The sequence below is a fragment of the Brevundimonas sp. TWP2-3-4b2 genome, from assembly GCF_049897345.1.
Lineage (GTDB): Bacteria > Pseudomonadota > Alphaproteobacteria > Caulobacterales > Caulobacteraceae > Brevundimonas.
In genome coordinates this window covers 248,608-262,450 of record NZ_JAFCWB010000002.1, presented here as the reverse complement: position 1 = coordinate 262,450, position 13,843 = coordinate 248,608, and the positions used below count along the sequence as shown (strand labels likewise).

At 66.4% G+C, this 13,843-nt stretch carries 12 protein-coding genes; 6 read left to right on the top strand and 6 right to left on the bottom strand.

What is annotated here, in order from left to right; genetic code table 11:
- Positions 1–17: 17 nt before the first annotated feature.
- From ACP7AS_RS04815 to ACP7AS_RS04790, 6 genes are all read right to left on the bottom strand, one after another.
- Complete coding sequence (locus ACP7AS_RS04815) at positions 18–161, bottom strand: hypothetical protein (RefSeq protein ID WP_426027727.1); 144 nt, start codon at positions 159–161, stop codon at positions 18–20.
- Between the two features lie 105 nt (positions 162–266).
- Entirely contained in the window at positions 267–1,478 is a 1,212-nt protein-coding gene (gene mnmA / locus ACP7AS_RS04810; protein WP_426027726.1) for a tRNA 2-thiouridine(34) synthase MnmA, read from the bottom strand.
- Between the two features lie 117 nt (positions 1,479–1,595).
- Positions 1,596–1,883 (bottom strand): DUF1153 domain-containing protein, encoded by a 288-nt coding sequence (locus ACP7AS_RS04805; protein WP_426027725.1) that lies wholly within the window; start codon positions 1,881–1,883, stop codon positions 1,596–1,598.
- A gap of 164 nt (positions 1,884–2,047) precedes the next feature.
- Positions 2,048–3,505, bottom strand: a complete 1,458-nt coding sequence (flgE, locus tag ACP7AS_RS04800; protein WP_426027724.1) for a flagellar hook protein FlgE — start codon at positions 3,503–3,505, stop codon at positions 2,048–2,050.
- 12 nt (positions 3,506–3,517) lie between these two features.
- Entirely contained in the window at positions 3,518–4,258 is a 741-nt protein-coding gene (locus tag ACP7AS_RS04795; protein WP_426027723.1) for a flagellar hook assembly protein FlgD, read from the bottom strand.
- Between the two features lie 3 nt (positions 4,259–4,261).
- On the bottom strand, positions 4,262–5,635 hold the full coding sequence (locus ACP7AS_RS04790) for a flagellar hook-length control protein FliK (protein ID WP_426027722.1): 1,374 nt from the start codon (positions 5,633–5,635) through the stop codon (positions 4,262–4,264).
- A gap of 394 nt (positions 5,636–6,029) precedes the next feature.
- On the opposite strand from ACP7AS_RS04790, the gene flgK reads away from it, so the two are divergent.
- The 6 genes from flgK to ACP7AS_RS04760 all read left to right on the top strand — a co-directional run bounded on the left by flgK (position 6,030) and on the right by ACP7AS_RS04760 (position 13,837).
- Positions 6,030–8,147 (top strand): flagellar hook-associated protein FlgK, encoded by a 2,118-nt coding sequence (gene flgK, locus ACP7AS_RS04785; protein WP_426027721.1) that lies wholly within the window; start codon positions 6,030–6,032, stop codon positions 8,145–8,147.
- Complete coding sequence (locus tag ACP7AS_RS04780; protein WP_426027720.1) at positions 8,144–9,073, top strand: flagellin; 930 nt, start codon at positions 8,144–8,146, stop codon at positions 9,071–9,073. Before flgK ends, ACP7AS_RS04780 begins: the two co-directional genes overlap by 4 nt.
- A gap of 64 nt (positions 9,074–9,137) precedes the next feature.
- Positions 9,138–10,379, top strand: coding sequence for a putative DNA modification/repair radical SAM protein (locus ACP7AS_RS04775; RefSeq protein WP_426027719.1), 1,242 nt, complete (start codon positions 9,138–9,140; stop codon positions 10,377–10,379).
- Positions 10,380–11,810: a UdgX family uracil-DNA binding protein gene (locus tag ACP7AS_RS04770; RefSeq protein ID WP_426027718.1), complete on the top strand. Its 1,431-nt coding sequence runs from the start codon at positions 10,380–10,382 to the stop codon at positions 11,808–11,810. It abuts the gene before it with no gap.
- A gap of 117 nt (positions 11,811–11,927) precedes the next feature.
- On the top strand, positions 11,928–13,043 hold the full coding sequence (locus ACP7AS_RS04765; RefSeq protein ID WP_426027717.1) for an MlaE family lipid ABC transporter permease subunit: 1,116 nt from the start codon (positions 11,928–11,930) through the stop codon (positions 13,041–13,043).
- 41 nt (positions 13,044–13,084) lie between these two features.
- Complete coding sequence (locus ACP7AS_RS04760) at positions 13,085–13,837, top strand: ABC transporter ATP-binding protein (protein WP_426027716.1); 753 nt, start codon at positions 13,085–13,087, stop codon at positions 13,835–13,837.
- The last annotated feature ends 6 nt before the right edge of the window (positions 13,838–13,843 follow it).

Genomic DNA, 13,843 nt, shown 5'->3' with positions numbered 1-13,843 from the left:
CGCGGAAGCGCCACTCGTTACGGGGTGACGATGGTCAGCAGGACGAGGCTGACGGCCAGGCCCCAACTCACGGCGATGGCCGTTGCAACGGCGGGTCGCAGCTTGAGGTGAAACCTCGGGTTACGGGTCTGCGGGCGGGGGACGAACGGCGATTGGGTCATTTTCATCGGTGAAAAACTGACCATGGACGTTCCGGTTTCCGCCGATCGACCAAATCCGCCAGGGTGAGGCCTGGCTGCAACAGTCAGCCCACAGCGTCCGGCGTTTCAGGCGGTGGCCGTCGTCGTCCTGATGAAGCCGCCGCCCAGCAGGCGATCCGGGTCGGCCGGGTCGTACAGGGCACAGGCCTGGCCGGGGGCCACGCCTTCCTCGCCGGTTTCGAACAGGACCGAAACCGCGCCGTCGACCATGGACAGGCGAGCCGGCGAGGGCGGGCGCGTCGAACGAACGCGGGCCAGCACCGGCGCGCCGGCTTCAGCCGCCGCCTCGATCGAGGCCTCGTCGCCCAGCCAGTTGGTCTCGTCCAGCGTCAGCGAGGCGGTCGCCAGCGCCTCGCGCGGGCCGACGATGACGTGGCGTTTCACCGGATCCAGCCGGGTTACGAACAGGGGTTCGCCGACAGCGACGTTGAGGCCGCGGCGCTGGCCGATGGTATAGTCGGTGATGCCCGAATGGCCGCCCAGCACGCGTCCGTCCATATGCACGATCTCGCCCGCCTCGCGCCCCTGCGGCCGCAGCTTGTCGATCAGGGTGCGATAGTCGCCGTTGGGAACGAAACAGATGTCCTGGCTGTCCGGCTTGGCGGCGATGCGCAGGCCCAGTTCGGCGGCGACGCCGCGCACTTGGGGCTTCTCCAGATCAGCAAGCGGGAAACGCAGGTAGTCGAGCTGCTGCGCCGTGGTGGCGAACAGGAAATAGGACTGGTCGCGTGAGTGGTCGATCGCCTTGCGCATCTGGACGCGGTCGTCGACGACCGCGCGCCGGACATAGTGGCCCGTCGCCATGGCTTCGGCCCCGAGATCGCGGGCGACATCCAGCAGGTCGCGGAATTTGACCGTCTGGTTGCAGCGGATGCAGGGCACGGGTGTCTGGCCGGCCAGATAGGAATCCGCGAACTGGTCGATCACCGCGTCGCGGAACCGGCTTTCGTAGTCGAGGACATAGTGGGGGATGCCCAGCATCTCGGCCGCCAGCCGGGCGTCGTGGATGTCCTGCCCGGCACAGCAGGCGCCCTTCTTCTTCAGCGCCGCGCCATGGTCATAGAGCTGCAGCGTCACGCCGACGACGTCATAGCCGGCCTTGTGCAGCAGGGCGGCCACCACGGTGGAGTCCACCCCGCCCGACATGGCCGCAACGACGCGCGAGCCGACGGGCAGGCCGACCGCCGCGCGCGCGGACTCGACCGCTGCATCCATGTCGGCCTTGCCGGCCATGGGGGCGATGTCCGGGATCGGGCAGATGTCTTCCGCGAGCGTCATGGCGCGCTATCTAGTGCGAAACCCGCGCGATTTCGAGGCCGGTGCGAAACGCGGCCCGAAACGACAACGGCCGCCCCCGTTTCCGGAAGCGGCCGCAGTCGGCTCGGGGAGATGTGTTTACGGGCGGCCGTAGTGCTGGATCCGCGTCGTGCGCAGGCCCTGCATGCCCCATTTGTCGATCGCCTTCTGCCAGGCGAGGAATTCCTCGGCCGTCAGACGGTAGCGCGCCAGGGCGTCGTCCAGGCTGATCAGCCCGCCGCGCACCGCCGCCACAACCTCGGCCTTGCGCCGGATCACCCATCGGTCCGTATTGGCCGGCGGAAGATCATGCATCGTCAGCGGCGTGCCCGTCGGACCCACCACATATTGTTCGCCTAGGCTATTCAGACGTCGCTCTTGCAACATGGGCTTTTGCCTCATTGACCACCACCACTATGAACATGACCATAGGGGGCCGCGGCTAAGGGCCGTTTAAGCGTCGTGGTGAAGGAAAGCCTAAAATGCCTTCCGTCCACCCTCTCAATATTCAACAAAATATTCATTGAGGTTTACGGCCCGTTACTTGGGGATCAGCGTTTTATGCTGATGAGTTCAGCCAGCATTTCGTCGGCTGTCGTGATGATCTTCGAGGACGCGGAATAGGCCCGCTGGGTGGTGATCAGGCCGGTGAATTCGGCGGACAGGTCGACGGTCGAGGCTTCCAGCTGGGAGGCGCCGATCATGCCCGCACCGCCACTTCCGGCTCCCTTGAGGTTGAAGGTGCCCGAGCCCTGGGTGACGCGGAAAGCGTTGCCGCTGGCCTCGGCAAGGCTGTCCGGGCTGGTGAAGGTGGCGAGGGCGACCAGCGCGATCTGGCGGGTCACGCCATTGTCGAAAATCGCGGTGACGAAACCCTTCTCGTCGATCTTGATCTCCGACAGGTTTCCGAAGGCGGTGCCGTTCGTCAGCGTCGCCTGGACCACCGACGCGCTGTCGTACTGGGTCAGACCGCCGGCGGCGTTGGCGAGCTCGAACGAGACGCTCTGGCTGTCGATGCCGAGGCTGGGGGCCCAGTTAAAGGCTCCGGCGGCCGGGGCCGCGGCGTCAGAGGCCCCGAAGGACAACGAGGCCACGGTCGGATCCGGGAACAGGGCCTCGCCGGCCGGCATGGCCTGCATGGCGGCGACGTCCAGGCGGCCGTCCTGGGTGAAGGCCACCCGGCCGGTACGGAGCTGACCGTTGCTCAGGCCTGCGCCCGTAACCACATCGCTTGCCGGGATGGCGCGGATCTCGGCGTACCATTCGTTGGGGACGCTGCTCTTCAGGAATGAGAGCGAGACCGTGCGCTGCCCCCCTTTGGAATCCGACACGGGAATGGTGAGTTCGAAATCGGGCTTCACGCCGGTTCCGGTGTCAGGATCCCACATGGCCATGGAGTTGGCCGTCGGGCTGTAGGCATTGGGTCCCGCCGGCACAGCGGCGGCATCGGCCGCCTCGGCCGTGATCGTCTGGCTGGAACGCAGGTTTGCATTGAGCTCGACACGCGTCGTGGCTTCAGCCGTTCCGCCCACGGACCCGACATTGATGGTCCTGAGCCGCGTCAGATCGGACGGATCCGAGTTGACGTTGCCGTCGCTGCCGATCGGCCAGCCCTGCAGATACAGTCCGGCTGTGTTTTTCAGAAAGCCGAGATTGTCGACCCGGAAGGCCCCGGCGCGGGTGAACAGACGGCTGTCCGTCGGCGCAAGATTTTCGGCCTTCTCGGTGACCACGAAGAATCCCTGGCCCGCGATCCCGAGGTCGGTCGAGGAGCTGGTGCGCTGCAACTGCCCGTTCTGGCTGGTGAAGTGGCGCGCGCTGGCCTGGACGCCGCCGGCCGAATAGCCGGCACCCTGGGACTGGCTGTTGACGACCGTTGCGAACTCTCCCGCGGTCCGTTTGTAGCCGACCGTATTCACGTTCGCGATGTTCTGGGAGATCGCTGCCAGCGCGGCGGCGTTCGCGGTCAGGCCGGACACGCCGGCGAGAAGGGCGCTGTTGATACTCATGGGACGGGCTCCTTACGAAAACAGGTTCGAGGGGTTGAGCGACGAGGCGAGCGAGCTCAGCAGGCCTGGCTTTTCGTCGACTGAAGGATTCCTGGCTTCTTCCAGGGCGATGACGCTGGAGAGCGGAAGGATGGCGTTGCCGACCGTCAGATACGGTTCGCCATCGTACATCTCGACGCCAGTGATACGGCCGCGCGTCAGGACCTGGCTGTCCAGCGCCCCGCCGGCGGCGTCCTTGGCCGTGATCTTCAGCGTGTAGACCTCACCGTCCTGGCCATCGTTGCCACTGGTCGCCTTGCCGTCCCAGGTGAAGTCATGCAGCCCGGATGCCTTCGACGGCGCATCGCCGGACCAGACGACATTGCCAGACCCGTCGAGGACCTGCAGCGTCGCGGACGAGGCGTTGGCCCCCAGCTCATAGCTCCAGGTCGCCTTGCCGTCGGCCATCTTGGTGGCGGACCAGGCGGCCGTAGCCTCCTTGCCGATATAGGTCGCCGCCTGGCCCAACCCGCCGCCGCCCTGGACGGAGACCAGACTTTTCAGCAGGTCGTTGGTCAGCAACTGCTGCTCGACGCCGGCCATCTGGGTCAGCTGGGCGGTGAACTGGTTGGAATCGACCGGCGAAAGGGGGTCCTGGTTCTTCAGCTGCGAGGTCAGCAGGGTCAGGAAGGTCTCGAAATTCGAGGCCAGCATGCCGGTGCCGGCCGCGATCCGGCCCGTGGCGTTGGTGGTGGCGGAGACGGCGTCGACCATCGATCAGACTTTCAGATCCACGCCCGCAGGCGAGAGGGAGAGCGCCATCCAGCGGGGAGGCTGGGCGACGTCGATTTCAGCGTTCAGGCGCGAGGCGGCGGCGAAGGCGCGGTCCTGGCCGTGGCGGGCGTCCTGGCCCCGGTCGAAGCTGCTGGAGCCGCTGTCGCGTTCGGTGAATTCGAAGGCGTCGTCGGCCAGGTGGAAGCCGGCGTCCTCCAGCTCGCGTCGAAGCTGGTCGGCCCGGCCACGCAGGTCCGTCGCGGCGGCAGGATTGTCGAACGCCAGCCGGGCGGCCAGCCGGCCTTCGGAATCGATGTCCAGTTTCACATCCACGCGCCCGAGGTCGTCGGGGGTCAATGCCATCTCGAACCGCGTCGTTCGGCCCTCGAGCTTTCGCAGGATCTGGGCGGCAATCTGGGCCGTGGCTTCGATGGTGGTGCGCGAAAGGCCGGAGAGGCTGACCTCCCGGGTATGGCCCAGGGTCGGGCTGTTCGTGGTCCCTCCCGCCGCCGCCGGCGCGGCGTCGATGGAGGGCGCGTCAGACGCGAGGGCGGCGTCAGCCGGCAGCCGGGGCGGGCCGTCCCTGGGAGCGTCCACCCGGACGGGGGCCATCGCCGGATCCGGTGCGGCCGATGCTGTGGCAGCGCCCGCCCTGGCGTCGGTCGTGCCCTGGCCCGAGGTCGACGCATCGGCTGTCTTGTCCGCGGTCGTGTCCAGAGGCCGGGCGGCGCGCTCGGCGAGGGCGCGCAAGGGCGGAAGCGGAGGCGGCACGGGTGTAGAGGCCTTGTCCGGAGAGGCGGGGAGGGCCCCGGCAGCAGGCGTGCCTCCGATGGCCGTCCTTGCCGCGGCCGCGTCGGGCTCAACCGCGTCGGGCTCGATGGCATCAGGAGCGGCGGCTCGCGCGGCGTCCCTGGCAACCCCGGCCGCGACCGCCGGCAAAATCCAGGTCGCCGGCTGGGCCCCGCCGTTCGCCTTGGGCGCGGGTCGCTCGATGTCAGCCGGTGCAATCGCTGCAGCACCTTCGGCCGCTGTTGCGGCCCCCGCTTCAGGGGCAGGTTCGGCCGGCAGAGTCATAGCCACAGGGACGACGATCGTTGCGGGCGCAACGGGCGCAATCGCCGCCGGCGCGACCGCGTCAGCCTGAGGGACGACGATCGCTACGGACGCAACCGGTACGGCCGTCATTGGCGCGACGGCGTCAGCCGGGTCCTTCGGAAGCTCGGTGTCCGACGATGCCGCGTCTGCAGACTGGCCCGCCTGGTCGATGCAGGTCTCCAGCAGGCTCTTGAAGCCGGTCGCATCGGCATCACCGGCCGCCCCCTGGGGGGTGCCGGGTCTGGCAGGCGCGATGGTGATCGGCAGAGCGAGGGCGGACATTGTCCCGGGGGGATGATCGCAACAGCGATGGTAGCGGGGGCGCCTGCTGCGCCGGACATTCGGACACCACGGCGCAAGTCGCGGGCCACACACGTGTTTGCCGATAACTATATGAATACAGTGACGAAAAAACTTCCCTCGATCGGGCGTGTTCCTGTCCTGTCCGGTCGAAACTTGCCGCGTGCCGACGATTCTTGCCCGGTGGCACAGGCGATAATCTGTGCGGCGCACGGATGGCCCGCTCCTTGCGCTCCTTGCGAGTCATGACCCAGGCGCAAAACGCGATAGCGCGTAAAATCAGGGACTTACTGGACGGCGTCTCACCAAACGCCGGGCAAAAAGCGCGCGTCGGCTGGCAGGGCTTGCCGGGTGCCGCCCGTATGGAGCGTTTCGGATGTCGCTGAACGCCATCATGAACACGGCGTCCTCGGGACTGGCAGCGGCCCAGACCCAGCTGCGCGTGGTCTCGGACAACGTCTCCAACGTCAATACCCCGGGCTATGTTCGCAAGATCGCGGATCAGACCACCCTGACCAGCGACGGGATGGGCTCGGGCGTCGAGATCTCGCGCATCCGTCTGGCCACCGACCGGTTCCTGCAGGCCGCCAACCTCAACGCCGGAGCCGAGTCCGCGCGTCAGGGCGTGCGCTACGAACTGTACGACCGGATCCAGTCGCTGTTCGGCGATCCGGGTGGCGACAATGGCTTCTTTTCCAAGGTCGACGGCGTGTTCTCGGCCTTTGCCGCCAGCGCCGAGGACCCGACCTCGTCACCGCGCCGCCAGGACGCCCTGTTCCGCACCCAGGCCCTGTTCGACGAAGCCAGCCGCGTCGCCAAACAGATCCAGGCCGTTCGCGAGGATGCCGATGGCCGTCTTCAGAGCGCGGTGGAAAAGACCAATGGCCTGCTCAAGCAGATCGAGGGCCTGAACCTTGAGATCGCCCGCGCCACGGCCGTCAACGGCGACGCCTCGGGGGCGGAGACGGCTCAATCAGCCCTGATCGGCCAACTGGCCGAACTGGTGGATATCCGGGTCTCGGCCCGGCCCGTCGGTGGTGTGTCGATCCGCACGGGTGCCGGCACACTCCTGGCCGGCCACGGGGCGGCGACCCTGGAATACAATCGCGCCGGGACGGTCACGGGCGAGACGACCTTCAACGACCTCTGGATCACCGAGCCGGGCGGCCAGAAGCGGTCCTTGCTGGACAGCATCTCCTCGGGAGAGATCAAGGGGCTGGTCGAACTGCGCGATGTAGAGGCTCCTGCGACGGCCGAACGACTGGCCGAACTGGTGTCCCATGTCGCCGACGAACTGAACCGCGCACACAACGCCAATTCCTCCGTTCCCGCTCCGGTCAGCCTGACCGGCCGCAATGTGGGCCAGTCCTTCGACAGCGCGGTCGCCGGCTTCACGGGCCGCACGACGGTCGCCGTCACAAACGCGGCGGGCGTGATCCAGAATCGGGCGGACATCGTCTTCTCCGGCGCGACCATGACCGTGAACGGAGCGGCGGCCACGCCGTCCACCTTCCTGTCTGTGCTGAACGCCCAGCTCGGTGGGGGAGCAACAGCCAGCTTCAACAACGGCCGCCTCAGTATCGCCGCGACCGCCCCGAACGGCGTGGCCGTCGCCGACGACGCGACCCTGCCTTCGGCAAAGGCCGGTCGCGCGTTCTCGCACTATTTCGGCCTGAACGATCTGATCTCGACGGACCGGCCCGCCTTCTATGACAGCGGACTGACAGCCGCTTCACCGCACGGCTTCACCGCCGGTGAAACCGTGACCTTCCGCTTCTCGGGCGAGGCCGGGTCGAAACTTCGGGACATTCAGGTCGCCGTCCCGCCCGGTGGGACCGTGGGCGACCTGGTCACGGCCCTGAACGACCCGGCGACGGGCGTCGGCCGTTTCGGAGCCTTCAGTCTCGCGGCGGACGGCTCGTTGTCCTTCGCCGGGCTCGGCAATCCCGTGCCGGCGCTCAGCGTCCTCGCAGACACGACGACCCAGGTTCCCTCAGGCGTATCCGTGACGGAGTTGTTCGGCATCGGCGGCGGCGTCCGGTCGTCCCGGGCGGACGGCTTCTCGCTACGGTCGGACATCCGGCAGACGCCAGCAAGGCTGGCGCTGGCGCAGCTGAATCTCGCGGCGGCCGCCGGGGCCCAGGCGCTGAGCCCGGGCGACGGCCGCGGTGCCCTGGTGCTGGCGGATGCGGGTGAACGTTCTGCCAATTTCCAGGCCGCCGGCGACTCGACGGGTGGTTCGATCTCGGTGTCCCGGTACGCCTCTGAACTGTCCGGCGAGATCGGCGGCAGGGCCGCGGCGGCCAAGAGCCGCCAGGAGACGGCGGCGGCCCTCTACTCAGAGGCCAGTTCCCGCCAGACCGCGCATGAAGGCGTCAACCTGGATGAGGAACTGGTCCTCATGACCACCTACCAGCAGGCCTTCAACGCATCGGCGCGCCTGATCCAAGCCTGCAAGGATATGTACGATACGCTGATCGGGATGGTCGGATGACCCGGATTGCCACCTATGGAAACTATCAGTCAGCCCTGCTGAACCTGATGAACACCCAGCTTCGCTCCGCCGAAGCGCAGGAACGGGTCTCGACACAGAAGAACGCCACGGACCTGACCGGCTTCGGTCGACAGGCCGAGACCCTGACCGCGATGAAGGGGGCACAGAGCCGGATCCAGGGCTTTATCGATACGGCCGAGGCGGTGACCTCGCGCCTGACCACCCAGGATCTGGCCATGACCCAGATCAGCGACAGCATCACCGGCCTGCGGGAAGCCATCGGCAACGCCCTGTCCACGGATTCCGCCGGGTCGCTGATGCTGGATCTGGAAGGCCATTTCCAGTCGATCCGCGGGGGCCTGAACATGCGGCACCAGGGCGGGTATCTGTTCTCCGGTGCCTCGACCACCACGGCACCGGTGGACGTCACCAACCTCAGCGAACTGGCAGCGGCCCCCAGCGTCGCCTCCGTTTTCCAGAACGACACGCTCAAGGCGGCCAGCCGGGTCGCGGACGGCACGACGCTCGAGACGGGCTTCCTGGCCGACGAACTGGGTACGGACGCCCTGACCATCCTGCGCGACATGCAGACGTTCCACGCCACGGGAGGACAGGGGCCTTTGACCGGCAAGCTCACCGAGCCGCAAAAGACGTTCCTGATCGCCCAGTTGAGCCGGCTGGAGTCCGCCGGGACGGCCGTGGTGGACAAGGTCGCCAAGACCGGTTCGCTCGCCAAACAGGTCGACACGATCTCACTGGGTCATGTCGCTCAAAAGAATGCGCTGGATGAACTTGTGGCGAACCGGACGGACGCCGACATGGCCAAGGCCGTGACGGATCTGCAGCTGTCGCAGATCGCGATCCAGGCCTCGGCCCAGGTGATCAGCCAGCTGCGGGATGTCTCGCTGCTCAACTATCTGAGGTAACGCGGCAAATCGTCATCACGGCCACGCTGGACTCGCTGTTCCCCATGGAACATAGAGTGAACAAATGGCCCAGCTCGACCTCCGACAGAAACTGTCCATCCTCGCGGATGCGGCGAAATACGACGCCAGTTGCGCCTCGTCCGGATCGTCGAAGCGGGATTCCGTGGGCGGAAAGGGTGTCGGCTCGACGGAGGGCATGGGCATCTGCCACGCCTACACGCCCGACGGTCGGTGCGTGTCCCTGCTCAAGATCCTGCTGACCAATTTCTGCATCTACGACTGCGCCTACTGCATCAACAGGGCGTCCTCGAACGTCCAGCGAGCGCGGTTCAGCGTCGACGAGATCGTGGAACTGACGCTGAATTTCTACAAGCGGAACTATATCGAGGGACTGTTCCTGTCGTCCGGCATCGTCCGATCGGGCGACTACACCATGGAGCAACTGGTTCTGGTGGCGAAAAAGCTGCGCGAGGAGCACGATTTTCGCGGCTACATCCATCTCAAGCTGATCCCCGAGGCTGATCCCCGGCTGGTGGATGAGGCGGGGCTCTACGCGGACCGGCTCTCGGCCAATATCGAACTGCCGCGCGACGAGGCCTTGCTCAGACTGGCACCCCAAAAGGACGTCGGGGTGATCAAGCGGGCCATGGGGCAGGTCAGGCTGAAGGTCGAAGCCGCACGGCCTGCGAAGAAGGACCGGGCGAAGCCGCCGAAATTCGCGCCGGCCGGCCAGTCGACCCAGCTGATCGTGGGGGCCGATGGAGCGCCGGATACGGAGATCATCGCGCGGTCGGCGTCGCTGTACGGCGGCTATGGCCTGCGACGGGTCTACTATTCCGCGTTCAGCCCCATTCCGGACTCTTCCAGCGTCCTGCCACTGTCGAAGCCACCGCTGATGCGCGAGCACCGGCTGTATCAGGCCGACTGGCTGATGCGGTTCTACGGCTTCTCGCCGCCCGAGATCGGCGAGGCGACCGTGGACGGCATGCTGGACCTGGCCATCGATCCCAAATTGGCGTGGGCGCTCAACAGCCGGGCGCAGTTTCCGGTCGACGTGAATACAGGCCCGCGTGAGATGCTGTTGCGCGTTCCGGGCCTCGGGGTGAAGTCGGTCAACCGTATCCTCCAGGTACGCCGCTGGCGGACCCTGCGGCTTGAGGACATCGGACGGCTGTGCCGGGGCATCGACAGGGTTCGCCCGTTCATTACGGCGCTGGACTGGACTCCGGGCGGTCTGACCGATGCGGAGAACCTGCGGGCCAGGATCGGTCCGGACCCCAAGCCGGTCCAGCTGAGCCTGTTCTGAATGAAGGCCGCAACGCTTTCGCACGAGACCGACTTCGACGGCTGGCGTCGGGCTGCGAGGTGTTTTCGGACCGGCCGGGTGTCGCCCGCAGACGCAGTGTTCCGGATCGGTGACAGGGACGCCGGTCTGTTCGACGAAGTCGCCCTGTCGGAGGATGTCGAAGTGCCGTTCGGGGTGCCCAAGGCCTTTGTGGATGTGGCGCAAGCGGTCATCCTTCACCGGACTCCGGACCGCTTCGACCTGCTTTACCGCCTGCTGTGGCGGCTGAAGGACGAGCCCGATCTGATGAAGGTCGTGACCGACATCGATGTCGCCGACGCGCTGGAGCGGGCCAAAAACGTCAGCCGCGCCAGCCACAAGATGAAGGCCTTCGTCCGGTTCCGCCAGGTCGAGGACGAGCGCGGCGAGGCTTGGGTCGCCTGGTTCGAACCCGCCCATCGCGTGCTGGAAAGGACGGCGCCCTTCTTCGTCCGGCGCTTCACGACGATGCGGTGGTCGATCCTGACGCCGGACGGGTCGGCGATGTGGGACGGTCAGGCTCTGGCCTTTGGGGCCCCGGAGACCCGGGACATGGCCCCGACCGAAGACGAGATCGAGACATTCTGGAAGACCTACTATGCCTCGACCTTCAACCCCGCCCGGCTGAAGACGAAGACGATGCAGGGCGAAATGCCCAAACGGTACTGGAAGAATCTGCCCGAGGCGGCGCTGATCCATGAACTGGTGGCGCAATCCGCCGGTCGTACGGACGTCATGGTCGCGCGGCCCGCAGCCGAACCAAACCCGCGGCTGGCCAAGACCCTTGTGCGGATCAATCGGGATCGCTCGTTCGATGAAGGGTTTGTGCCTTCGACGCTCGAGGAACTGCAACAGGCGGTGCAGTCCTGTCGCCGCTGCCCGCTCTGGCGGGACGCGACCCGGGGCGTTTGTGGTCAGGGGCCGAGGAAGGCCCCGCTGATGATCGTCGGGGAACAGCCGGGCGATCAGGAGGATCTGGCAGGACAACCCTTTGTCGGCCCGGCAGGCGAGGTCCTGGATGCCGCGCTGGAGCAAGCCGGCATTGATCGCCAGGATGTCTATGTCACCAATGCCGTGAAGCATTTCAAACACGAACCGCGCGGCAAGCGACGCATCCACAGAACCCCGCTCGTCAGCGAAATCAGTGCCTGCCGATGGTGGCTGGACGCCGAGCGCAGCCTGGTGAAGCCCCGGGTCATCCTCACCCTCGGTGCGACGGCGGCACTGGGCGTGACGGGCCGGAAAACGACGGTCATGCAGGCGCGCGGTCAGGCCATGGCTCAGCCTGACGGCTCGACCGTTCTGATGACCGTGCACCCGGCCTATCTGTTGCGCCTGCCGGATGAGGCGACGCGTCGTGATGAGCGCGGACGGTTCGTTGAAGACCTCAGGCGCGTCCGTGGGTTGTTGTGATGCGTAAACATTGAAACCGTGGCTGAACGAATACGGATGCGCCGCGTTGTCTGGTCTGCCCCAGCTTTGCCGTTCGGCCGGCGTAGGCAAAATGACCGGCGCAATCTAGGTAGGGGCATGGCCGCAGCGGATTTCCAGATCGACGACGGCGGGCCCGGTCTGACCTTGCGTCTGACCGGCGACTGGACGGCGACCGAGCTCGGCCGGATTTCGCGCCGTCTCGACGATGAGTTGCAGGATCGCAAGGTCGAGGCCGTCGACCTGTCCGCCCTTGGCAGATTCGACACGGCCGGCGCGCTTGCGATCGTTCAGGCTTCGCACTGTGTCCTGCCGGAAGCGGCGTGGGCCGACCGGCCCGAGGCGGGACGAACCTACGCGATGGTCCACAAGCTCGAGCGCGAGAGCGCCGGGCCTCCGCGGCAGTCGCCCGGCTGGGTGCGTGGCTTCGCCAAGGTCGGCCGCGGTGTCGGCGATATCGCTGCCGAAGCGACCCTGTCGATGGCCTTCCTCGGGCGGCTTATCGTGGCGGTCGGCACAGCCCTGCGCCATCCCGGGCGGATACGCTGGGCCGCCTGGTTCAGCCAGGGCGAGCGGTCGGGGCTGGATGCCATACCCATTGTCGCGGTGACCAATTTCTTTATTGGCGCTGTGATCGCCTTCCTCGGTGCCAATCTGCTGACCCAGTTCGGAGCCGGTGTCTTCACGGTACAGCTCGTCGCCGTGGCCACACTGAGAGAGCTGGCAGTCCTGATCACGGCGATTCTGCTGGCGGGCCGTTCGTCCTCGTCATTCGCCGCCGAGATCGGCTCGATGCGGATGAATCAGGAGGTCGATGCCATGCAGGTGATGGGGGTCAACCCGTTCCAGGCACTGGTCATTCCGCGTCTGGCGGCGATGGTCGTCATGCTGCCGCTGCTCACCTTCATCGGCATGGTCGCCGGCCTGTTCGGGGGTCTTCTGGTGACCTGGAGCCAGCTCAGCTACGGCCCGTCGTTCTTCGTCCAGCGGATCAGCGAAGACCCGAATATGGGCACGCATTTGATGGTGGGCATGATCAAGGCACCGGTCTTCGCCATCGTCATCGCTGCCATTGGTTGCCGGCAGGGCATGGCGGTCGCCGGCGACGTGGAAAGCCTTGGCCGGCGGGTCACGGCGGCGGTGGTGCAGGCCATCTTCGCCATCATCCTGCTGGATGCCATCTTCGCCCTGATCTTCCTGGAGCTGGACCTGTGACGGATTCCAGACCTCCCGCCGTTCCCGAAGCGCCGGAGCGCATGATCGAAGTGCGCGGTCTGCTCAGCCAGTTCGGCGAGCGCATCATCCACGAAAACCTCGACCTCGACCTCGAGCGCGGCGAGGTTCTGGGCGTCGTCGGCGGGTCGGGCACGGGCAAGACCGTCTTGCTGAACTCGATCATCGGCCTGAAAGAGCCCGAAGGCGGAACGGTCAAGATCCTCGGCTATGATCGGGCAACCATGACCCGCGAGCAGGAGGCCGACATCGAACGGCGCACCGGCATCCTGTTCCAGCAGGGGGCCCTGTTCTCGTCACTGAGCGTCATCGAAAATGTGGCCTCGCCGCTGGTCGAGCATACCGAACTGTCCAGAGATGTGATCCGCGAGCTGGCCGAGATGAAGATCGCCATGGTCGGCCTCAAGCCGGAAGCGCATCACCTCAAGCCTGCTGAACTGTCGGGCGGCATGCGCAAGCGAGTCGGTCTGGCGCGGGCCCTGGCGCTGGATCCCGAGCTGCTGTTTCTCGACGAACCGACGGCGGGGCTGGACCCCATCGGCGCGGCCGCGTTCGACGAGTTGATCAAGCAGCTGTCGACAGATCTGGGCCTGACCGTCTTCATGATCACCCACGATCTCGACAGCCTTTACGCCATCACCGACAAGGTCGCGGTGGTGGCCGACAAACATATCGTCGCCAAGGCCACGGTTCAGGAACTCGAGCGTTCCGATCATCCGTGGATACGAGAATATTTCCTTGGTCCGCGCGGTCGCGCCGCGGTCAAGGCGGCTTAAGGAGAG

Bases quoted from the DNA above. Each gene is read 5' to 3' on its own strand.
- ACP7AS_RS04770 (WP_426027718.1), top strand. From the start codon at position 10,380: ATGAAGGCCGCAACGCTTTCGCACGAGACCGACTTCGACGGCTGGCGT.
- ACP7AS_RS04790 (WP_426027722.1), bottom strand. From the start codon at position 5,635: ATGTCCGCCCTCGCTCTGCCGATCACCATCGCGCCTGCCAGACCCGGC.
- flgK (WP_426027721.1), top strand. From the start codon at position 6,030: ATGTCGCTGAACGCCATCATGAACACGGCGTCCTCGGGACTGGCAGCG.
- mnmA (WP_426027726.1), bottom strand. From the start codon at position 1,478: ATGACGCTCGCGGAAGACATCTGCCCGATCCCGGACATCGCCCCCATG.
- ACP7AS_RS04815 (WP_426027727.1), bottom strand. From the start codon at position 161: ATGACCCAATCGCCGTTCGTCCCCCGCCCGCAGACCCGTAACCCGAGG.
- ACP7AS_RS04805 (WP_426027725.1), bottom strand. From the start codon at position 1,883: ATGTTGCAAGAGCGACGTCTGAATAGCCTAGGCGAACAATATGTGGTG.
- ACP7AS_RS04775 (WP_426027719.1), top strand. From the start codon at position 9,138: ATGGCCCAGCTCGACCTCCGACAGAAACTGTCCATCCTCGCGGATGCG.
- ACP7AS_RS04760 (WP_426027716.1), top strand. From the start codon at position 13,085: ATGATCGAAGTGCGCGGTCTGCTCAGCCAGTTCGGCGAGCGCATCATC.
- ACP7AS_RS04780 (WP_426027720.1), top strand. From the start codon at position 8,144: ATGACCCGGATTGCCACCTATGGAAACTATCAGTCAGCCCTGCTGAAC.
- flgE (WP_426027724.1), bottom strand. From the start codon at position 3,505: ATGAGTATCAACAGCGCCCTTCTCGCCGGCGTGTCCGGCCTGACCGCG.
- ACP7AS_RS04795 (WP_426027723.1), bottom strand. From the start codon at position 4,258: ATGGTCGACGCCGTCTCCGCCACCACCAACGCCACGGGCCGGATCGCG.
- ACP7AS_RS04765 (WP_426027717.1), top strand. From the start codon at position 11,928: ATGGCCGCAGCGGATTTCCAGATCGACGACGGCGGGCCCGGTCTGACC.